Genomic DNA, 19,575 nt, shown 5'->3' with positions numbered 1-19,575 from the left:
CGCATTGCTAAAATTAAACTCATCCGACCCAACGTCAGCCACGCGCAAGCTCGCGCGCGTAGGGTCGAAGCCTGAACTGACAATGATGTCAGGAGGAACGGGCAATGATTGTTCTGGGACTGGGCGCCACGGTGATTGCAGCAGCGACGCTGGCCGCCATCTATCTTCTTCTCGATATCGATGCAGGCCGCATCCCGGCCAAGGGTCGGGTTTTCTGAGCGGCCTTCAGTTCTCGGCGGCAAGCCTGCGCCACAGCGCGGCGTAGTCCGCCGCACCCTGCGGCAACCCCTCCTCCACCAAGACCAGTGCGGGCTCCGGCGCGCCCCCCGCGGCAAGGCACGCTGCACCGACGCTCGTGCCGGTCGCGCCGCCGCCGGCGAGCACCGGCCGCCCCGTCGCCACCTTCAACATCGCCAGGAAAGCGCGATTGGCCGCAAAGGGGCCTTCGACGATCACCGGCCCGGCCGCGCCAATGAGATCGAGGCAGGTCGCCGTCATCAGGGCGAGGTGGAAGGCGATGACGGCTTGCGCCGCATCCTCGCTCAATTCTTCGCGTGCAACGGTCCAGGTCGCCTTGCGGCCGGGGAACGGCCCGGATTCCTCCGGCAAGGACGGCAGCAGCATGGCACCGCGCTCAAAAACCTCGGCGATGGCGGAGGCCGGCAGGTCGCCGGACTTGCCGCCGAGCAGGGAAAAGGCCCGCCCGCCCATGAAGCGCGCAGACGGCACCGGTTCGCCGAGCGCATTGACGTTGATGAGCGTATCCCGCGCCTCGTCCAGCACGACCGGCCGCGCGCCCATCGCCATCACCACGACCCAGGTGCCGGTGGAGACGACGGCATAGGGCGCGGGACGCGTCAGCACATAGGGCAGCAGCGAGGCATTGGAATCGTGGATGCCGCAATGGACGGGCACATCCGGCGCGAGGCCCGTCGCCGCCGCGATCTTATGATGGATCGGGCCGAGCACGTCGCCGGCCTTGCGCACCGGCGGCATTAGGCGCGTCCACCCCTCGCTTTCGACGAGGCTGGAAAAGCGGCCGCGCCGCGGCTCCCACAGGTCGGCATGGCAGCCGAGCGACGTCACCTCGCTGGCGGCGATGCCGGTGAGGCGGAAGGACCAGTATTGCGCATACATCAGCAGCCAGCGCGTTCTGGCAAAAGCGTCCGGAAACGCCTTCGACTGCCAATAGAGCTGCAGGCCCACATTGAGGCCGACGGGCAGCACGGGCGTGCCGCTGTCCTCGAAGCGCGGGCGGATGGCGCGGTAGTCTTCCGCAAGCGCCTGCGGGCCGTCATGCTCGTAGTCCAGCACCGGCAGCACGAGGTCGCCGTCTTCGCCGACCAGCGCGACGGTGGCGCCGTGCGTGGTGATCGAAATCGCATCGATGGGGCGCTCGCTGTTGAGCGCGGCGAGGCTTTCGAGGATGAAGGCCCAGAGCTTTTCCGTGTCGAAATGCGGATAGGGCGCGGCGTTCACCACGCCATTCGGCATGGTGCGTGCGGCGACTTCCCGGAAGTCTTCGCCATCGACGAGCACGACCTTGGCATTCGTCTTGCCGATATCGATGATGGCGATGGTCTTCATCGGCTCATTCCATGTGGAAGACGGTGACGAGCGGCACGGCGACGGGCTCGTTGTCCGGCTTCGTCTCCATGATATCGGCCATGTGCGCCCACCAGCGCTGCATCACCGGATGGTTCGGCAGGTCCGCCATCGTGTGGTCGTCGCGCCGCCGGAGCACGCCGAAGAGCAGGTTCGTCTCCGCATCCAGATGGATGGAATAGTCGGAGACGCCGGCCTCCCTCAGCAGCGCGGAGAGTTCCGGCCAGATCGCATCGTGCCGCGCCTTGTATTCGGCGGCCATGCCGGGGTTGAGGCGCATGCGAAAGGCGTATTTTTCCATGGCTCAATGGCTCCCGCGCAAGCGTCGATAGAGGATCGGCAGGGCGATGACGGAGATCAGCAGCAGGCCGATGAAGATCGACATGACGATGCCGGGCACGTTGAGGAGGCCGAAGCCGAAGGTCACCATGCCCATGATGAGCGCCGCCAGCACCACGCCGGGAATGGTGCCCGAGCCGCCGAGGATGCTGACGCCGCCGAGCACGACCATCGTCACCACTTCCAGTTCCCAGCCGAGCGCGATGGAGGGGCGCGTCGAGCCGAGGCGGGCGGTGAGGCAGATCGAGGCGATCGCCGCCATCAGGCCGGTCAAAAGGAAGAGCACGAATTTCACCCGGCCGACGCGGACGCCGGAGAACAGCGCGGCCGTCTGGTTGTTGCCGATGGCATAGACGGCGCGGCCGAAATTCGTCTTGTGCAGCACCACGCCGTAGACGACCGCAAGGGCGAGGAAGAGGCAGAATTCGAAGGAGAAGACCCACCAGACATAACCCTGGCCGAACCAGGAAAAACTCGCCGGGTAGCCGGTAAAAGCCTGATCGCCGAGGATGACGAAGGAGAGGCCGCGAAAAAGGCTCATCGTGCCGATGGTCACCACGATGGAGGGCAGGCCTAGGCCGGTGACGAGCAGGCCGTTGAAGGCGCCGCAGAGAAGGCCGGCGGCAAGGCCGACCAGAACCAGCGCGGGCGTATCGAAGCCGAGTTGCACGGCATAACCCATCACCGTGGAGGTGAGCGCGATGATGGAGGCGACGGAAAGGTCGATCTCGCCTGATATGATGACCAGCGCCATGGCGAAGGCGATCATCGCCTTTTCAGTGAAATTGAAGGTGGCGTCGGACAGATTCCACGGATCGAGGAAATAGGGCGAGGCGAAGGAATTGACGAGAAAGATCGCCAGTGCCACGGCGATCAGCAGCGTTTCCCAGCTCTTGACGAGGCGGGCGCCGCGGCCTTCCAGCCGGTCGGGGATGTGGCGCGCGACCATCGGGGTCTCAGCCATGGGCCGCCTCCGCTTTTCTGAGGATCACCCGGCCCTTGCGCTTTTCGGCGCGGGCGTTCACGGCGACGGCGATGATGATGACCATGCCTGATATCGCCATCTGGGCGAAGGGCGAGATGTTGACGACCGGCAGCGCATTCTTGATGACGCCGAGGAAGAGCGCGCCGAGCACCGCGCCGCCGACCGAGCCGATGCCGCCGGCAATCGACACGCCGCCGATGACGCAGGCCGCGATGATATCGAGTTCGAAGCCGGCCGCGATATCGACATAGGCGACCGCATAGCGCGAGACCCAGAGATAGCCGGAAAGCCCGGCCAGCGTGCCGGACAGGCAATAGGCGAAGAAGCGCGTGCGGCCGACATCGATGCCGGTATAGACCGCCGCATGCGGATTGCCGCCGACGGCGAAGAAGGCGCGGCCGAGCGGCGTGCGCCGCATCACCACCAGCATCAGCGCGATGATGACCAGCGACAGCCAGGAGAGCAGCGGGAAGCCGAGGAGCGTGGTGCGCGGCAGCGCCTTGAAGGCATTGCTCATCTGGTGTGCATTGATCCAGGCGCCGCCGGAGAGCAGGAAGATCAGGCCGCGATAGATGGTGAGCGTGCCGAGCGTGACGACGATCGGCGGGATATCGAGCTTCCAGACGAGCAGGCCGTTGATCGAGCCCAGAACCGCGCCGAGCGCCATGGCGACAAGGATGATCAGCGGGATCGGCAGGCCGGGCATGGCGGCGTTCAGCATGGCCGCGACCATGCCCGACAGCGCGAGGTTCGCCGCCATGGAGAGATCGATGCAGCGCGTCAGGATGACGGCCATCTGGCCGAGCGCCAGGATGATCAGGATCGACGTGTCATTATAGACATTGGCGAGATTGCCCGGCGTCACGAAGGGCGGGAAGCGCAGCGCGATCAGCGCCACCAGCGCGATGACAGCCACGACCAGCAGCATTTCGCGGTTCTTCAGCAGGCGTTTCATGCGGCCTCCTCGATGCCGGCGGCGGCGCGCACCAGTTTTTCGGCCGTCAGGTCCGCCCGCTCGAAGCGGCCGGCGATGCGGCCCTCGCGCATGACGATGACCCGGTCGGCCATGCCCATGATCTCCGGGATTTCCGAGGAGACCATGATGACGCTGAGGCCGGAGGCGGCCAGCTCGCTCATGAAGGCGTGCACGGCGGCCTTCGAGCCAATGTCGATGCCCTTGGTCGGCTCGTCGAGGATGATCACCTTCGGCCGCGTCGCCAGCCATTTGGCGATCACCACCTTCTGCTGGTTGCCGCCGGAGAGCGTGCCGACATCCTGGTCGAGCGAGGCGGCGCGCAGGTCGAGGCGCGCGGTATATTCTCGCGCCAGGGCGAATTCCTCCGCCAAGCGCAAAAAACCGGAACGCGAGGTGCGCGAGAGCGAGGGCAGCGTGACGTTCTGGAAGATCGGCAGGCCGATGATCGCGCCCTGCCGGCCGCGCTCCTCCGGCACATAGACGATGCCGGCTTCGATGGCCTCCGCCGGCGATCGGATGACCTTGATCTCGCCATCCAGCCGGATCGCGCCGGCCGAGGGTTTCGTGATGCCGATCAGCGATTGCATGAATTCCGAGCGACCGGCGCCCACGAGGCCGTAGAAACCGAGAATCTCGCCGCGGCGCAGTTCGAAATGGATGTCCTCGAATTCCGTCGGGTGGCGATAGCCGGAAACGGTGAGCACCGGCTCGCCGATCGCGACGTCCTGCTTGGGAAACACCTGGCCGACATCGCGGCCGACCATCAGGCGCACGAGGTCGTCCTGCGTCGTCTCCGAAATCAGCCCCTCGCCCACCATCCGGCCATCGCGAAAGACGGTGTAGCGGTCGGCGATACGCAAAATCTCGTCGAACTTGTGCGAGATGAAGAGGATGGCCTTGCCGTCCGCCTTCAGCCGGTCGACCAGTTCGTAGAGTTCGTGGATTTCCTTGTGCGACAGGGCCGCCGTCGGCTCGTCCATGATGACGACGCGGGCGTCGATGGAAAGCGCGCGGGCGATGGCGACGAGGTGCTTGTTGGCGATGCCGAGATCGCGCAGGCGGATCGCCGGATCGAGATCGGCGCCGACGCGGGCGAGCAGCGCGCGGGCCTTGGCGTTCATCTTTTTCCAGTCGATCAGGCCGAGGCCGGTGCGCGGGGCGTGGCCCAGAAAGATGTTTTCCGCCACCGACAGTTCGTCGAACAGCACGGTTTCCTGGTGGATGGCGGTGACGCCGGCCTTGGCGGCGGAATTGGCGGTCGGGAAATGGGTTTCAACGCCGTCGACGCGGATGGTGCCCTCGTCGGGCTGGTAGATGCCGGTGAGGATCTTGACGAGCGTCGACTTGCCGGCACCGTTCTCGCCGACGAGCGCCGTCACCGAGCCCGGATAGAGCGCGAGCGAAACCTCGGCGAGCGCGCGCACACCGGGGAAGGATTTAGAAATCCCTTCGAGCGCGATGGCGGGCTTCATCCGCGATGTGATCGTGTCTTGCAACAAGTCTCGGTCCACCGGTTGGGTTTCATGCTCGATAGCGGGCGATCCGCCCCCCTCTGCCCTGCCGGGCATCTCCCCCTCAAGGGGGGAGATCGGCAAGAGGCAAGAACTTTGCTTCATCAGCAACGCCGGAGATGGGCGAAACGGCGCTCCATCCAGTCTCCCCCCTTGAGGGGGAGATGCCCGGCAGGGCAGAGGGGGGTATCGCAGTGCCCCCACCTTTCCTGCCTGCACGAAATCGCCGCCCTTGTTGGGGGAGATGCCCGGCAGGCAGGAGAGGTAACGCCGGATCAAAAGATCTTGGCGAATTCCTCGACATTCGAGGCATCATAGACGAACGGGTCGGCCATGGCGCCCTCGTTGTTGTCGTCGAGCTTGACGGTGCCCATGCGGCCGATCTTCAGTTCCGCGCCGGGCTTGGCTTCCGCACCGCCGATCAGGTCATAGGCGATCATCGTCGCCGAATAGCCGAGGTCGATCGGGTTCCAGATCGCGAAGGATTTCGAGGCACCCGATTTCACATGGCCGGCCATTTCCGAGGGAAGGCCGAGACCGGTGACGTTGATCTGGCCGATCTTGCCGGCATCGGTGACGGCCTGCGCGGCGGCGACGATGCCGACGGAGGTCGGCGCGATGATCGCCTTCAGGTCCGGATGCGACTGGATGAGCCCCTGCGTCTCGCGATAGGACTTGTCGGCAAGGTCGTCGCCATAGACGGTGGCGACCACGTTGATACCCTTGTAGTTGCCGAGCACCTTGTTCATCTCCGCGATCCAGACGTTCTGGTTCGTCGAGGTGGCCGTGGCCGAGAGCACGGCGACGTCGCCGCCGTCGGGAAGATTATCGGCGGCAAGTTTTATGATCATGTTGCCGATCAGCGGGTTCGACGACGGGTTGAGGTGCATCGAGCGTCCCTCCGGCGCCACGCCCGAATCCCACGAGATGACCTTGATGCCGCGGTCCATCGCCTTCTTGAGGGCGGGCACCAGCGCATTCGTGTCGTTCGCCGAAACGGCGATGGCGTCGACCTTCTGGGCGATCAGCGAGTTGATCACCTCGATCTGGCCTTCCGCCGTGGTCGTCGTCGGGCCGGTATAGATGACCTCGACGTCGCCGAGTTCCTTGGCGGCTTCCTGCGCGCCCTTGTTGGCCGCCTCGAAGAAGCCGATGCCGAGCGCCTTGACGACCAGGGCGATCTTTTTCGTTTCCGCCTGCGCGGTGTTGGCGATCAGCGCGACCGAAACGGCCGCCGTCACGAGCAGTGTCTTCAGAATTTTCACGACGTCTCCTCCCAGTGAAATCCATCGGCCTCACGCCGATGAGGGTGCATTCCCAGTCTTGGCATCCGCCTGAACGTTCGCGACGATCAGGTTGACGCCGGCCTCCTCCAGCATCGCGGCATCCCTGTCCTCGATGCCCGAATCCGTGATGATGGTGGCGATGCGCTTCAACCCGCACAGGATGAGGCTGGAGCGTTTTTTGAACTTGGTGGAATCGACCAGAACGACCAACTCGTCCGCCTGGTCGATCAGCTTCTGCTCCGCCTGGATCAGCAGCGGATCGGCCTCCATCAGGCCAAGCGGGCCGATGCCCTGCGCCCCCATGAACATGCGGCGCGCATAGAAATTGCGCGTCACGTCATTGTCGAAGGGGCTGAGCACGATGTTCTGCTCGCGGTAGATCGTGCCGCCGGACAGCATGATCGTGTTCTTCGAATGCTTCAGCAGGTGCTCGGCGATGTTGAACGAGTTGGTGAAGACCTGCATGCGGCGGTTGGTCAGGAAATGCACCATCTGGAACGTCGTGGTGCCGCCGTTGATGATGATCGGGTCGCCATCCTCGCAGAGCGCGACCGCCTCCTTGGCGATCGCCTGTTTCTGGCGGGTGTTGAGCGTCTCGTTGACCGTGAAGGGCCGGCCGGCAAGGCCGACGAATTGCGGCGGATGCAACGCCTCCGCCCCGCCGCGCACCCGGCGCAGCTTCTTCTGCACATGCAGCGCCGCGATGTCGCGCCGGATCGTCGCCTCGGAACTGTCGGTCAGGTCCACCAGTTCGGGCACGGTGACGACAGGCTTTTCCTGGACGGCGGACAGAATGATCCGGTGTCTTTCCTTCTCGTGCATGGCTCCTCCAATGCTGGCAATGCTTCCATCACGACCGCGCAATGTCAATCACGATCAATCATATTTTTTCATTGTGCAGCGCAATATGATTGTTTTTGATCGTTTATGATTGACATCGGCGGTGCTCTCATGTGATCTGAAAGCATGCCTTCAGGCGCGGCGATAGCCTTGCGCATGAGAAATACCGGGAGGAAATGCCGATGCTGGAGAAGAACCAGGGCGCACGCCTTGCCAACCTGTGGGATGACGCCAGGGCGTCGACGATGAGCGAATCCGAGCGGCTGCTCTATCGCTCCAACCTGCTCGGTTCCGACAAGCGCATCACCAATTACGGCGGCGGCAACACGTCTGCGAAGGTGATGGAGACGGATCCGCTCGGCGCGGGCGAGGTCGAGGTGCTCTGGGTGAAAGGGTCGGGCGGCGATGTCGGCACCATCCGGATGGATGGTTTCGCCACGCTCTACATGGACAAGCTCAACGCGCTGAAGGGCCTTTATCGCGGCGTCGAGCATGAAGACGAGATGGTGGCGTACCTGCCCCATTGCACCTTCAACCTCAACCCGCGCGCCGCCTCCATCGATACGCCGCTGCATGCCTATGTGCCGAAGAAGCATGTCGATCACATGCATCCCGATGCGATCATCGCCATCGCCGCTGCGAAGAACTCCCGGGAACTGACCCAAAAAATTTTTGGCGACGACATCGGCTGGCTGCCGTGGAAGCGGCCGGGTTATGAGCTTGGCCTGTGGCTCGAAAAATTCTGCCTGGAAAATCCGCGCGCGCGCGGCGTGGTGCTGGAAAGCCACGGCCTCTTCACCTGGGGCGATACGGCGAAAGAATGCTACGAGACGACGATCGAGATCATCAACAAGGCGATCGGCTGGTTCGAGGCGAACAACAGCGCACCGGCCTTCGGCGGCGCGGTGAAGCCGGTGCTCCCCACGGCCGAACGCCGCGCCATTGCGGAAAAGCTGATGCCGGTCATCCGCGGCATGATCGGCCGGGACGAGAAGAAGGTCGGCCATTTCGATGACGGCGAGGCTGTGCTCGACTTTGTGACCTCGAAGAATCTCGCGCCGCTGGCGGCGCTCGGCACGAGTTGCCCGGACCATTTCCTGCGTACGAAAATCCGCCCACTGGTCGTCGATTTCGATCCGGCCGATCCGGATATCGACAGGACGCTTGCCGGCCTTGCCGATGCCGTCGCCGCCTACCGTGCCGATTACGCGGCCTATTACGAGCGCTGCAAGCGGGACAACAGCCCGGCCATGCGCGATCCGAACGCGGTCGTCTACCTCGTGCCCGGCGTCGGCATGATTACCTTCGCCAAGGACAAGGCGACGGCGCGCATTTCCGCTGAATTCTATGTCAACGCCATCAATGTGATGCGCGGCGCCTCCGGCGTTTCCGACTATGTCGGCCTGCCGGAGCAGGAGGCTTTCGACATCGAATACTGGCTGCTGGAGGAGGCAAAACTCCAGCGCATGCCGAAGCCGAAAAGCCTGGCCGGCCGCATCGCGCTCGTCACCGGCGGGGCCGGCGGCATCGGCAAGGCGACGGCGGACCGGCTGATGGCGGAAGGCGCCTGCGTGGTGCTTGCCGATATCGACGAGACGGCGCTCGCCGCGGCCGAGAACGAGCTTGCCGGCCGCTACGGCAGGGATGTCGTGCGCTCGGTCTCCATGAACGTCACCGACGAAGCGCTCGTGGCGAAGAGCTTTGCCGATACGCTGGTGGAATTCGGCGGCCTCGATATTCTCGTCTCCAATGCCGGCCTCGCCTCTTCGGCGCCGATCGAGGAGACGACGCTGGAACTCTGGGACAGGAATATCGGCATTCTCGCGACGGGCTATTTCCTCGTCGCGCGAGAAGCCTTTCGCATCTTCCGCCGGCAGAAGGCGGGCGGCAACGTGGTCTTCGTCGCCTCCAAGAACGGCCTTGCCGCCTCCCCCGGCGCTGCGGCCTATTGCACCGCCAAGGCCGCCGAAATCCACCTTGCCCGGTGCCTCGCGCTGGAGGGTGCCTCGGAGCAGATCCGCGTCAACGTGGTGAACCCGGATGCCGTGCTGCGCGGCTCGAAGATCTGGACCGGCGAGTGGAAAGAACAGCGCGCCGCGACCTACAAGACGGATGACCTCGAAGCACATTATCGCGAGCGCTCCATGCTGAAGCTCTCGGTCTTCCCGGAGGATATCGCCGAGGCCATCTATTTCCTCGCCTCCGACATGTCGGCGAAATCGACCGGCAACATCATCAATGTCGACGCGGGCAATGCCCAGTCCTTCACGCGCTGAGGAGATCGACCGATGACGATGATTTCCGAAGACGTGATCGCACGCGAGAACGACAGGCGCCGCGCCGATCTCCGGCAGGATTATGATCATCTCGGCGCGCAGCTTGCCCGCCGCGGCGTCGATATCGATGTGGTGAAGAGCAAGGTCGCGGCCTATGCGGTGGCGGTGCCGTCCTGGGGCGTCGGCACCGGCGGCACGCGGTTTGCGCGTTTTCCCGGCGAGGGCGAGCCGCGCAACATCTTCGACAAGCTGGAGGACTGCGCGGTCATCCAGCAACTGACCCGCGCCACGCCGACCGTCTCGCTGCACATTCCGTGGGACAAGGTGGCGGATCTCGGTGAATTGAAGGAGAAGGGCAAGGCGCTCGGCCTCGGCTTCGACGCGATGAACTCCAACACCTTTTCCGACGCGCCGCAGCAGGCGCATTCCTACAAATACGGCTCGCTGTCGCACGCCGATGCCGCGACGCGCCAGCAGGCCGTCGAGCACAATCTCGAATGCATCGCCATCGGCAAGGCGCTCGACTCGAAGGCGCTGACGGTGTGGATCGGCGACGGCACGAATTTTCCGGGGCAGGCGAATTTTACGAAAAGCTTCGAGCGCTATCTCGATGCGATGAAGGCCATCTATAAGGAACTGCCGGAGGATTGGCGGCTCTTCACCGAGCACAAGATGTACGAGCCGGCCTTCTATTCGACCGTCGTGCAGGACTGGGGCACGAACTACCTCATCGCGCAGGAACTCGGCCCGAAGGCCTATTGCCTTGTCGACCTCGGCCACCATGCGCCGAACGTCAATATCGAGATGATCGTCGCCCGCCTCATCCAGTTCAGGAAGCTCGGCGGCTTCCATTTCAACGATTCGAAATATGGCGACGACGACCTCGATACCGGCTCGATCGATCCCTACCGGCTGTTCCTCGTCTTCAACGAGCTGGTGGATGCGGAAGTGCGCCAGGCCGAAGGTTTTGCACCCGCGTATATGCTCGACCAGAGCCACAATGTCACCGATCCGATCGAAAGCCTGATGCGCAGCGCCATGGAGGTCTGCCGGGCCTATGCGCAGGGGCTGATCGTCGATCGCGCGGCGCTCACCGGCTACCAGGATGCGAACGACGCGCTGATGGCCTCGGAAACGCTGAAGGCCGGTTTCCGCACCGATGTCGAGCCGATCCTCGCCATGGCGCGGCTGGAGACGGGCGGGGCGATCGAGCCAGTCGCGACATACCGCGCGGCGGGCTACCGGGCGAAGGTGGCGGGGGAACGGCCGGCCGTGGCGAGCGGCGGCGGCGGCATCGTCTGATACCGCCGAAGAGAAGTTCTCAGACCCCCTTGCTTTCCGGAAAACCGCTGCCAGATTGGACAGGGACAGAATGAGACTGTCTAAGGGAGCATCGTATGGGCATTGAAAGCATTCTCGTTTTCCTCATCGTCGGCGCCATTGCGGGCTGGCTGGCCGGCCTGATCGTTTCGGGCTTCGGCTTCGGCCTGATCGGCAATATCGTTGTCGGCATCGTCGGCGCCTTCATCGCCGGTTTCCTCTTTCCGGCCATCGGCATCAGCCTCGGCAGCGGCATCATCGCCGCGATCATCCATTCCACGATCGGCGCGGTGATCCTGCTCGTGCTCATCAAGGTCATCAAGCGCGCCTGATCGCACGCCATGAAACGAAAAGGCCGTGGCGGTTTCCGCCACGGCCTTTTCAGTTGACGCTCACCGGTTTCGAGCGCATGCGCGAGACCGTCTCGCGCTCGGCCCGCTTGCAGCGCATCGGCGGCAGGCCGCGGTCCATCAGCGCCATGTCCTCCAGCACCATGTCGCCCATCTTCTTGAAGGCGCTGTCCAGCGCGCCGGCGCGGTGGGCCGAGCGGATGAAGCCCTTCAGCCCGCGCACCGGATGGTCCGCCGGCAGCGGCTCCTCCGGATAGACATCGCTTGCCGCGACGATATGGCCGGAAGCGACCGCCGCCATCAGCGCCGGGAAATCGACGACGTCCGCCCGGCTGAGCAGGATGAAGGCCGCCCCCTTGCGCATGGAGGCGAAGGCCTCGGCCCCGAGGAAGCCCCTGTTCTCGCTCGTCACCGAGGCGACGACGAAGACGAAGTCGCTCATGGCCAGCACCTCGGAGAGCGAGGCCGGCTCGACACCGGCTTCACGCAGCATCGACGGCGGCAGCCAGGGGTCGAAGACACGGATTTTCGCGCGGAAGCCCGAGAGAACGCGGTTGAGCGCCCGGCCGAGATCGCCGAAGCCGACGATGCCGACCTCGGAACCGGAGAGGAGGCGCGCGGACCGGTTGCCCTCCCCGCCCCACAGTTCCGTGCCGTCGCGGAAGGCGACATCGGCATCGATGACGCCGCGGGCAAGGTTCAGCGCCATGGCGAGGCCGAGTTCGGCCACCGGTTCGGCAAAGACCTGGCCGGTCGTCACGACATGGATGCCGCGTTCGAACAGGATCTCATAGGGCATGTTGTTGAGGAGGTTGCTCTCGACATTGAGGATCGCACGCAGGTTCGGCATGCGCACCAGCGTTTCGGCGGAAAGCGGCGGCTGGCCGATGATGTAGCGTGCCTCGCCGAGCACCGCGTCGCCGAGCCCGGCAATGTCTTCCGGATCGGCTTCGACGATGCGATAGGTCCGGCGCAGCTCGGCTTGCGCTGCAGGGGTGAAGATCAGGTCCAGCGTGCGCGGTTCGGGCGCGCTGATCACCAGCGGCAGGCTTTCGTCGGTCATGGCTCCTCCGGATGAATGGCGCCGGCCGGAACGGCCGGGAATGAACGGGCGTGCTACCAGTCGTAGCCGCGCAGGCTCCGCTCGCGCGACAGCGGCAGGTTGCTGCCGCTCGATGTCACCCCGCCGCGCGTACAATTGTAGACGGTGCGGCCCCAGTGGCGCTTCGTGCTGTTTTCCGGCGCGGGAATGTAATGCGGCGCGCAGAAGACCTGGTCTTCGGCTTCGTGCTCCTCGGTCGTCACGACGCCGGGCAGATCATGAAACACCTGCGCGCCGGCGACGGGGGCGAAGAGCAATGCGGTGAGGGCGGCAAGGATCAATCGTTTCGTCATATCGTCTTTCGGCCGCGGGCCGGTCCTTCGCAATCCATAAAGAAGTACCGCAGGCCGGAAACATGCGCTATAGGCCAGCGGACACAGAGACAGCTTAGATGGGGTTTTTCATGGCAAGTGCAATCCGGTATCACGAAGGTGACATCTCGGCGGCGGATGCCGCCCGCTATACCGGCGCGATCGCCATCGACACCGAAACGCTGGGCCTCATCCCGCGCCGCGACCGGCTGTGCGTCGTGCAGCTTTCGCCGGGCGACGGCACCGCCGATGTCATCCGCATTGCCGCCGGCCAGAAGGACGCGCCGAATCTCACCGCCATGCTGGAAGACCCGGCCCGCCAGAAGATCTTCCATTACGGCCGCTTCGACATCGCCGTCCTGTTCCACACCTTCGGCGTCACCACCACGCCGGTCTTCTGCACCAAGATCGCCTCGCGCCTGACGCGCACCTATACGGACCGGCACGGCCTGAAGGACAATCTGAAGGAAATGCTCGAAGTCGACATTTCCAAGCAGCAGCAGTCCTCCGACTGGGCGGCCGAGACGCTGTCGCCCGCGCAGCTCGAATATGCCGCCTCCGACGTGCTGCATCTCCATGCCCTGCGCGACAAGCTGATGGCGCGCCTCGTGCGCGACGGCCGGCTGGCGCATGCGGAAGCCTGCTTCGCCTTCCTGCCGACGCGCGCCAAGCTCGACCTCCTCGGCTGGGAAGACACCGACATCTTCGCCCATAGCTGAGCCGCCCGTGCAGAACGGATGGCAGCACCAGACCGGGCCGACGCTGGAGCCGCTGCGCCGGCTGATCCGCAGCCGGCTCGAAACGCTCCCGCCCGGCCTTGCGGAATTCATCCTGTTCGGGCTGAAACAGGCCTGGGCCTGCCTCTTCGGCGGGCTCATGCTGGGCCTGATCATCGCCACGAAGCTCGTCTGGCAGCCGGACTGGCCGATCCACCGGTATGACGCGCTGTTCCTGATGGCGCTCGCCATCCAGGTGACGTTCCTCAAGCTGAAGATGGAGACCTTCGAGGAAGCGAAAGTCATCCTCATCTATCACCTCGTCGGCACGGCCATGGAGATCTTCAAGGTCCATATAGGCTCCTGGATCTATCCGGAGGAGGCCGTGATCCGCATCGGCGGCGTGCCGCTGTTTTCCGGCTTCATGTATGCCTCGGTCGGCAGCTACATGGCGCGCGCGATGCGCATCTTCGACATGCGCTTCACCCATTATCCGCCCTTCTGGACGACGGCGCTGCTGGCAATCGCCATCTACGCCAACTTCTACCTGCACCACTTTCTCGTCGATATCCGCCTGGCGCTCTTCGCCGCGACGGTGCTCCTCTTCTGGCGCGTGCGCATCTATTACACGGTGGAGGAGAAGCTGCGCTGGATGCCGCTCGTCGTTGCCGCCTTCCTCACCTCCATCTTCCTCTGGATCGCCGAGAACATCGGCACGGCGACGGGCGTGTGGCTCTATCCGGGGCAGACGACCTGGCACATGGTGCCCTTCACCAAGCTCGGCTCGTGGTATCTCCTGCTCTATGTCAGCTTCGTGCTCGTGACGATCGTCTGCCGGCCGCAGCCGCCCGATCCCCCTGAAAACCAGCGGGCGCAGGCTTAACGCGCGGTTAATCCCCTCCCGCCTATTCTTCCGGCGAGACCGGAGGTTGCCATGTTGACACCCCTGCAGAGCGCGCAGTCCACCGCCGCCGTCTCGGCGATGCAGTCGATCGTCGAAACGCTCGAGGAGCGCCGCCGCGAGGAGGCCGAGAAGGCCAGCGGGCGGCCGAAGGACGACACGCAGAAACAGGCGCCGCTGCGCTCCGACGACACGGCGCGGCAGGCCAATGCCCGCATCAACGAACATTTCTTCGGCAGCAATGCCCGCGGCGGGGAAACGCTCGCCAAGCTGATTTCCCGCTTCAGCGACACGCTCGGCATCACCCAGCAGGAGGGCGAGGGCGCCCGTGCCTTTGCGCAGCGCCTTGCCGACCGGCTGGCGCTCGTCGACCAGGTCTCGCTTCCCGCCAAGGGCAGCACGCTCAATGTCACCCTTCGCGGGCTTGGCACCACGCTCACCGCCGTCAGGCAGGCCATGGCTGGTCCGTCGGACGATGCGGCGGCCAACCTCGTCGCCCGCCTTGCGCTGACCGCCGGCGTGACGCAGGGCGAGGGCGAAGCGGATGCCGATTTCGAGCAGCGCCTTTCCGGCATGCTGACGCGCCTTCGCGGCGAACTGCCGGAAGACGTGGCGACGCTCGAGAAGAAATCCGGCCTTGCCGATCTCGGCCTCAAGGCGACCGATCTCATCGCGGCAATCCGCAACCCCTATGGCACGGAAGCCGGGCGGGTGAAGGATGCGCTTGCCGAGAAGGCCGAGGACGAGAAGGCGCTGACGCCCGAAATGCGCAAGGTGCTCGCCCGTCTGGAGGACGCGGCGAACCCGAAGACCATCGAGGAGCTGAAGCTCGACCGGACCCGGCGCGACCCGACCCGCATCGAGGACGCGGAAACGCGCAAGGAACGCGAGGAGACGATCCGCTCGCTGGAAGCCGGCGAGAAGCTGGAGGACGTGCAGGATCTCCAGGACGCGGTCGGCCGCGCCCATGCCGATGCGGCCAAGGGCGTGCGGGAGGACAAGCGGCGGGACGATCCGGCCGCCGCCGCGCTCGACACGATCCAGTTGCTCGCCGCCGGTGCCGAGACGACCCAGCTTGCCGACAAGGTCCCCGCCAAGACCGAGAAAGCCGGCGACGGGGAGGACATCCCGGCGGAAACGACGGGCGAGGCCGTTCGCAAGCTCGACGCAGCCGGCGTGCGGGAACAGGAAGAGCGCGAAGCGGCGCGCAAGGAAATCTTCGCGCTGCGCGTCGACGACAACGGCATCTACGATCTCATCACGCGCCAGATCGTCGCCCTGTAGTTCAGGCCTTGCGCCGCACGATGCCGAGCCGGGCGATGACCTCCGGCGGAATGGCGTAGCGGCGGATCGCGTCCTTCTGGCTGCGCAGGCCGCATATTTCCCGCTGGATGAAGAAGGCCCAGACCTTGTCGGCCGCATCGTTGAGGAGGTCTTCCCGCTCCTCTTCGCCGCAGCCCGCGGCAAGGCGCCCGGCCAGCAGTTCCAGCGCCTTTTCCACCTTCAGCCCGTGCCGGCCGAGCGCGTCCGCCCGCTCCGACATCAGTTCGTATTCGAGGATGTTGAGCCCGGTGTCCTTGCTGAAGGAGGGGGCGAGCGCCTGTGGCGGGCGAACCGTCATCTTTCATCTCCAGTCATCGGACTCAAGATGGCGCGCCGGGATCCCTGCCGCAAGGCCTCAGGCGGCGCGGGCACGCACGGCGTCGAAGGTCCAGTCGACGAGGAGCCTGCCGTCACGCCAGACGGGCTGCAGAAGGTTCTCGCGGCCCGCGAGCTGGTCGATGCGTGCGGCCTCAAGCCCGCCAACGCCCGCCACCACGGCCTGGCGTCCGGCCTTCGAGGCCTTGAGGTTCATCGTCGCCGGGCGCTTGTAGACGTCGTGCCAGGCGCCGCCGGTGTCCTGTCTTGCATTGGCCTTCATGGCGAAGGAATAGGTGTCGCGGTTGACCTTCTGCAGGAGCCCTGCCCCCATGCCGAAGGCGATGTTCTCCGCAGAGAAGCCGAAGGCTTCCAGCCGGCCGAGGATGAGGCCGATATCGGCGGGCGAGATGCCGTCGCCCTGGATGACGCGCACGCTGTTGTCCAGCACCTTGTAGCCCTTGGCGTTGAGATGCGTGCCGAAGGCATAGGCGAGTTGGCGCACCACCTGCACCGGGGTTTCCACCGGATCGCCGCTGTCCGGCCGCACGACGAGCGTGCCGCCGGCGGCCTGCACCCGATCCTTCAACTGCTTGCCCCAGATCTCCGTGACGGCATTGTTGATGTCGTAGCTGTCGGAGACGACCGCATAGAGGCCCTTGCTCCCGAACCGGTCGATCATGTTGCCATAGGCCTCGGCCTCGCGTTCCTGGCCCCACGACGTCATGGTCGAGTGCTCGGAGGCGGGAATGGAGAAGCCGGCCATGTCGGCACCGTAATAGCGGCGCGCGAACAGCACGGCGCTCACCGTATCGGTACCCATGAAATTGACGAGGTGCGCCGCCCCGCCGATGCCCGCCTGCTCGAAACTCGTCGTGCCGCGCGCGCCAAAATCGTGCAGGCGGAAGGGGAGCGCGGCGGCCGGGTCCTCGCAGGTCTTTTCCAGGATCGGCTGGATGATCTGCTTCACCTTGCGCGAATTGGAGGCGACCGTGCTCGGATACCAGATGGCGCGCAGCAGCGCCGTCTCGATATAGGAGGTCAGCCAGTAGCATTCTGGGTCGGTGTTCACCACCTGCGCGACCGGCACGCCGCGGCGCACCAGCGTGCCCTCCGGCAGCGCCTCGATGAGCAGCGGCAGGAAACCGCCGTGTTTCGCGACGATATGCGTCCAGCCCGCGCGGTTGAACGGCAGGCCATGGGCCGTGACGATCCCCTCGGCCTCGTCCACGTCCGCCATCGTCACCGGTTTCGACAGATATTCCTTGAGGAACATCTGGAGGCCGAAGAACAGCACTTCCGCCTGCTCCGAGTGACCGCGCGCCTCGACATAGGAGGAGATGGCGCGGGTTTCCGGCGGATATTGCAGGTAGTGGCTGAACTTGTAGCTGTCGGTGTTGAGGATGAGGTTGGTGAGGTTCATCGAGGGTCTCCGCCGCATCCGCGGCCGGCGAACAAGCGGCGGCGCAACAGTGCCGCGAAGATTTACGCGAGCCGAGCATAAGGGGCAAGAGCCGCCGCGCGGGACAATTCGAGGCGGGCAATGCTGCATGTGCGAAGCGCAATCTCGCGCATTAGCAATTCATTAACCATAAAATGCCAATTGTAATCTATGGATCGTTGTTCGGAGTTCCGGGTTCGCCCGTCCGGCACAGTCGCGTGGTTCCGCGCCTGCCGGGTTGCGCCCCGCCTCCGTCGTACCTGCCCGGTTCGCCCGGGCCGAAAGCTCACCAGCTCGCAGCGTCGCGCATGATGCGCCATCCGAAGAAAGATGGACCATTGGCAGGCCCTGGGATGCGGATGACATCGGCAGGGAGAACAGGAGGCAGGCATGCTGCCGCGTTTGGCAATGACGAGCGATACCGTGCAGCCCTCCCTCGCCGCTCCGGCGAGCGCATCGGTCGAGGCCGCAGCCAAGCCGCAGCCTTCCGCAGCCGCCCTTGCCAATCTCAGGGCCGAGGTGCTGCTGCGCCTGATCGAGATCATGCTCAAGCACATGCCGCGCACAGGGGAAGCGAGCCAGGGCCGCGACCTCCTGGAAACCCTGCTTGCCGTGCTGAAGGCCCTGCCCGGCCGCGAGGGCGAGGGTGGCCGCAAGCTTGCCGATATTCTCGCCAAGCTGCCGCCGGAGTTGCGCCCGAGCGTCGAGAAGCTGATCGGCACGGTGCTTTCCTCCATGCCGACGCGCAGCCTCGTGGAGGTGCTGCGCAATCCAAGCGGCCCGGAGGCGCAGAAACTCGCCGCCCTTCTTTCGACAAGCCTCAAGGCCGATATGCCGGCCGCCCTGCAGACGGAGAGCCAGCCCAAGCCGCTCCGGCTGAATGCCCAGCAGCTTGCCGCCGTCGGCCGCCACAGCCTGCAGCAGGCCGGCCAGCCGGCCCAGCTTCTGGGCGATGCCCGCGCCCTGCAGACGATGCTGAAGCGCATTTTCGATTTCGACGGCAGCAAGCCGCGCCCGGCAACCGCCCGGGCGCTTGAAACGGCCGCCGGCCGGTTGGCGCTTGCCGTACCAACCCGGCTGCCGGTCGGCGAAAACACCACCGCGCAGAGCGGTCAGCCGATATCGACGCCCACGGCCAAGGCCGGCAATCCGCTACCGGTCGAGGCCACGGAACCGTCGGTGCGCCACAATGGCGGCGCCGAGGAGAGCGAGAGCGCAACGCCGTCCGTGAAGCGGGAGGACATGCCGGCCAGAGCGCAGGTCTCCAGCGCGGTTGGACAGGCCCTTGCCCGCAGCGTGCTGCAGGCCGTAACCCGCGACATGGCCCCGGCCGTGCTGATGCCGGCCGTTGCGCAGTTGCTGGAAAATCTGACGCCGGAAGAGGCGAACTTCATCCGCTTCCTTCTGGAGCGCCCGCTCGACCCCACGGGCGAGGCAGACCCAGCCCTGCTCATGACCGATGGCGACGAACAGGCCGAGATGGCGCCGGAGACCGGCAAGGCCCGCGCCACGCCGGCACAGGCAGCATCCACCCAGCCGGAGCAGGCCGCGGCGCCGGACGAACCCCTTCCGATGCCGCAGGCCCGCGAGGCATTGCAGGCCCTTCAGGCGGCGCTGGCCGATGTGACACCGGAAAGGTTGCTTTCGGCGACCCTCCTGCGCGAGGGCATCCCGCTCGCCTTCGTGCCCTACCTGCCGGCCGAGGAAGACCTCGACTGGTCCGAGGGCCGCGAGAGGGGCGAGGAGGACGAGGCCGCCAACAAGGGCGACGGCGACGATGGGGAAGCCGGCGGAGAAGCGGGCGAGGACGCCGCCTTCGAAACCTCCGGCGAAGAGCCCGAGGCGGACGACATGGCAAAACGTCGCGAGAAGACCGCCGAGATGGTCGGCGTCATCGAACCGGGCCTCGTCTTCTACCAGAAGCTCGGCGACTACTGGACCTGACCAGGCCCAAAGAAAAACCCGCGGAGATCGCTCT

At 65.2% G+C, this 19,575-nt stretch carries 18 protein-coding genes; 7 read left to right on the top strand and 11 right to left on the bottom strand.

What is annotated here, in order from left to right:
- Positions 1 to 225: 225 nt before the first annotated feature.
- From EV665_RS23755 to EV665_RS23720, 7 genes are all read right to left on the bottom strand, one after another.
- Positions 226 to 1,587, bottom strand: coding sequence for an FGGY-family carbohydrate kinase (locus EV665_RS23755; RefSeq protein ID WP_133035967.1), 1,362 nt, complete (start codon positions 1,585 to 1,587; stop codon positions 226 to 228).
- A gap of 4 nt (positions 1,588 to 1,591) precedes the next feature.
- On the bottom strand, positions 1,592 to 1,906 hold the full coding sequence (gene rhaM, locus EV665_RS23750) for an L-rhamnose mutarotase (protein WP_133035966.1): 315 nt from the start codon (positions 1,904 to 1,906) through the stop codon (positions 1,592 to 1,594).
- 3 nt (positions 1,907 to 1,909) lie between these two features.
- Positions 1,910 to 2,908, bottom strand: coding sequence for an ABC transporter permease (locus tag EV665_RS23745; protein ID WP_133035965.1), 999 nt, complete (start codon positions 2,906 to 2,908; stop codon positions 1,910 to 1,912).
- On the bottom strand, positions 2,901 to 3,884 hold the full coding sequence (locus EV665_RS23740; protein WP_133035964.1) for an ABC transporter permease: 984 nt from the start codon (positions 3,882 to 3,884) through the stop codon (positions 2,901 to 2,903). Before EV665_RS23740 ends, EV665_RS23745 begins: the two co-directional genes overlap by 8 nt.
- The gene (locus EV665_RS23735) at positions 3,881 to 5,377 is read right to left on the bottom strand and encodes a sugar ABC transporter ATP-binding protein (protein WP_133035963.1); all 1,497 of its coding nucleotides are present in this window, start codon (positions 5,375 to 5,377) and stop codon (positions 3,881 to 3,883) included. The genes EV665_RS23740 and EV665_RS23735 overlap by 4 nt, the downstream gene beginning before the upstream one ends.
- 314 nt (positions 5,378 to 5,691) lie before the next feature.
- A complete protein-coding gene (gene rhaS, locus EV665_RS23725) occupies positions 5,692 to 6,681 on the bottom strand; it encodes a rhamnose ABC transporter substrate-binding protein (RefSeq protein WP_064328848.1) in 990 nt (329 codons plus the stop codon).
- Between the two features lie 30 nt (positions 6,682 to 6,711).
- Entirely contained in the window at positions 6,712 to 7,524 is an 813-nt protein-coding gene (locus tag EV665_RS23720) for a DeoR/GlpR family DNA-binding transcription regulator (protein WP_064328847.1), read from the bottom strand.
- Positions 7,525 to 7,724: 200 nt separating this feature from the next.
- Here EV665_RS23720 and EV665_RS23715 point away from each other — a divergent pair, with 200 nt between their 5' ends.
- From EV665_RS23715 to EV665_RS23705, 3 genes are all read left to right on the top strand, one after another.
- Entirely contained in the window at positions 7,725 to 9,818 is a 2,094-nt protein-coding gene (locus EV665_RS23715) for a bifunctional rhamnulose-1-phosphate aldolase/short-chain dehydrogenase (RefSeq protein WP_133035962.1), read from the top strand.
- A 12-nt stretch (positions 9,819 to 9,830) separates the two neighbouring features.
- Entirely contained in the window at positions 9,831 to 11,120 is a 1,290-nt protein-coding gene (rhaI, locus tag EV665_RS23710) for an L-rhamnose catabolism isomerase (protein WP_133035961.1), read from the top strand.
- A gap of 95 nt (positions 11,121 to 11,215) precedes the next feature.
- Positions 11,216 to 11,470: a GlsB/YeaQ/YmgE family stress response membrane protein gene (locus tag EV665_RS23705; protein WP_064328845.1), complete on the top strand. Its 255-nt coding sequence runs from the start codon at positions 11,216 to 11,218 to the stop codon at positions 11,468 to 11,470.
- Positions 11,471 to 11,519: 49 nt separating this feature from the next.
- On the opposite strand, the gene EV665_RS23700 is transcribed toward EV665_RS23705, so the two are convergent.
- Together EV665_RS23700 and EV665_RS23695 are read right to left on the bottom strand one after the other, a co-directional pair.
- Positions 11,520 to 12,551, bottom strand: a complete 1,032-nt coding sequence (locus EV665_RS23700; protein WP_133035960.1) for a hydroxyacid dehydrogenase — start codon at positions 12,549 to 12,551, stop codon at positions 11,520 to 11,522.
- Between the two features lie 53 nt (positions 12,552 to 12,604).
- The gene (locus EV665_RS23695; protein ID WP_064328843.1) at positions 12,605 to 12,883 is read right to left on the bottom strand and encodes a hypothetical protein; all 279 of its coding nucleotides are present in this window, start codon (positions 12,881 to 12,883) and stop codon (positions 12,605 to 12,607) included.
- Between the two features lie 110 nt (positions 12,884 to 12,993).
- Here EV665_RS23695 and EV665_RS23690 point away from each other — a divergent pair, with 110 nt between their 5' ends.
- From EV665_RS23690 to EV665_RS23680, 3 genes are read left to right on the top strand one after another with little or no spacing between them, the layout of a single operon-like run.
- Positions 12,994 to 13,620 carry a ribonuclease D gene (locus EV665_RS23690; protein WP_133035959.1) on the top strand — a complete coding sequence of 209 codons (627 nt, stop codon included), beginning with the start codon at positions 12,994 to 12,996 and terminating at the stop codon, positions 13,618 to 13,620.
- A gap of 7 nt (positions 13,621 to 13,627) precedes the next feature.
- The gene (locus EV665_RS23685) at positions 13,628 to 14,500 is read left to right on the top strand and encodes a DUF817 domain-containing protein (RefSeq protein WP_380687685.1); all 873 of its coding nucleotides are present in this window, start codon (positions 13,628 to 13,630) and stop codon (positions 14,498 to 14,500) included.
- Positions 14,501 to 14,551: 51 nt separating this feature from the next.
- On the top strand, positions 14,552 to 15,802 hold the full coding sequence (locus EV665_RS23680) for a hypothetical protein (RefSeq protein ID WP_133035957.1): 1,251 nt from the start codon (positions 14,552 to 14,554) through the stop codon (positions 15,800 to 15,802).
- 1 nt (position 15,803) lies between these two features.
- On the opposite strand, the gene EV665_RS23675 is transcribed toward EV665_RS23680, so the two are convergent.
- Together EV665_RS23675 and EV665_RS23670 are read right to left on the bottom strand one after the other, a co-directional pair.
- Positions 15,804 to 16,139, bottom strand: a complete 336-nt coding sequence (locus EV665_RS23675; RefSeq protein ID WP_064328841.1) for a DUF6665 family protein — start codon at positions 16,137 to 16,139, stop codon at positions 15,804 to 15,806.
- Positions 16,140 to 16,196: 57 nt separating this feature from the next.
- Entirely contained in the window at positions 16,197 to 17,579 is a 1,383-nt protein-coding gene (locus EV665_RS23670; protein WP_133035956.1) for a nicotinate phosphoribosyltransferase, read from the bottom strand.
- Between the two features lie 408 nt (positions 17,580 to 17,987).
- Between EV665_RS23670 and EV665_RS23665 the strand changes: the two genes are divergently transcribed.
- The gene (locus EV665_RS23665) at positions 17,988 to 19,541 is read left to right on the top strand and encodes a hypothetical protein (RefSeq protein ID WP_133035955.1); all 1,554 of its coding nucleotides are present in this window, start codon (positions 17,988 to 17,990) and stop codon (positions 19,539 to 19,541) included.
- Positions 19,542 to 19,575 lie beyond the last annotated feature (34 nt).

The organism is Shinella granuli, assembly GCF_004341885.1.
Taxonomy (GTDB): Bacteria; Pseudomonadota; Alphaproteobacteria; order Rhizobiales; family Rhizobiaceae; genus Shinella; species Shinella granuli.
This window is presented reverse-complemented; position numbering and strand designations above follow the sequence as displayed.

Bases quoted from the DNA above. Each gene is read 5' to 3' on its own strand.
- EV665_RS23735 (WP_133035963.1), bottom strand. From the start codon at position 5,377: ATGAAGCCCGCCATCGCGCTCGAAGGGATTTCTAAATCCTTCCCCGGT.
- EV665_RS23670 (WP_133035956.1), bottom strand. From the start codon at position 17,579: ATGAACCTCACCAACCTCATCCTCAACACCGACAGCTACAAGTTCAGC.
- rhaM (WP_133035966.1), bottom strand. From the start codon at position 1,906: ATGGAAAAATACGCCTTTCGCATGCGCCTCAACCCCGGCATGGCCGCC.
- EV665_RS23715 (WP_133035962.1), top strand. From the start codon at position 7,725: ATGCTGGAGAAGAACCAGGGCGCACGCCTTGCCAACCTGTGGGATGAC.
- EV665_RS23690 (WP_133035959.1), top strand. From the start codon at position 12,994: ATGGCAAGTGCAATCCGGTATCACGAAGGTGACATCTCGGCGGCGGAT.
- EV665_RS23675 (WP_064328841.1), bottom strand. From the start codon at position 16,139: ATGACGGTTCGCCCGCCACAGGCGCTCGCCCCCTCCTTCAGCAAGGAC.
- EV665_RS23695 (WP_064328843.1), bottom strand. From the start codon at position 12,883: ATGACGAAACGATTGATCCTTGCCGCCCTCACCGCATTGCTCTTCGCC.
- EV665_RS23740 (WP_133035964.1), bottom strand. From the start codon at position 3,884: ATGAAACGCCTGCTGAAGAACCGCGAAATGCTGCTGGTCGTGGCTGTC.
- EV665_RS23745 (WP_133035965.1), bottom strand. From the start codon at position 2,908: ATGGCTGAGACCCCGATGGTCGCGCGCCACATCCCCGACCGGCTGGAA.
- EV665_RS23665 (WP_133035955.1), top strand. From the start codon at position 17,988: ATGCTGCCGCGTTTGGCAATGACGAGCGATACCGTGCAGCCCTCCCTC.
- EV665_RS23755 (WP_133035967.1), bottom strand. From the start codon at position 1,587: ATGAAGACCATCGCCATCATCGATATCGGCAAGACGAATGCCAAGGTC.
- EV665_RS23720 (WP_064328847.1), bottom strand. From the start codon at position 7,524: ATGCACGAGAAGGAAAGACACCGGATCATTCTGTCCGCCGTCCAGGAA.
- EV665_RS23700 (WP_133035960.1), bottom strand. From the start codon at position 12,551: ATGACCGACGAAAGCCTGCCGCTGGTGATCAGCGCGCCCGAACCGCGC.
- EV665_RS23705 (WP_064328845.1), top strand. From the start codon at position 11,216: ATGGGCATTGAAAGCATTCTCGTTTTCCTCATCGTCGGCGCCATTGCG.
- EV665_RS23680 (WP_133035957.1), top strand. From the start codon at position 14,552: ATGTTGACACCCCTGCAGAGCGCGCAGTCCACCGCCGCCGTCTCGGCG.
- rhaI (WP_133035961.1), top strand. From the start codon at position 9,831: ATGACGATGATTTCCGAAGACGTGATCGCACGCGAGAACGACAGGCGC.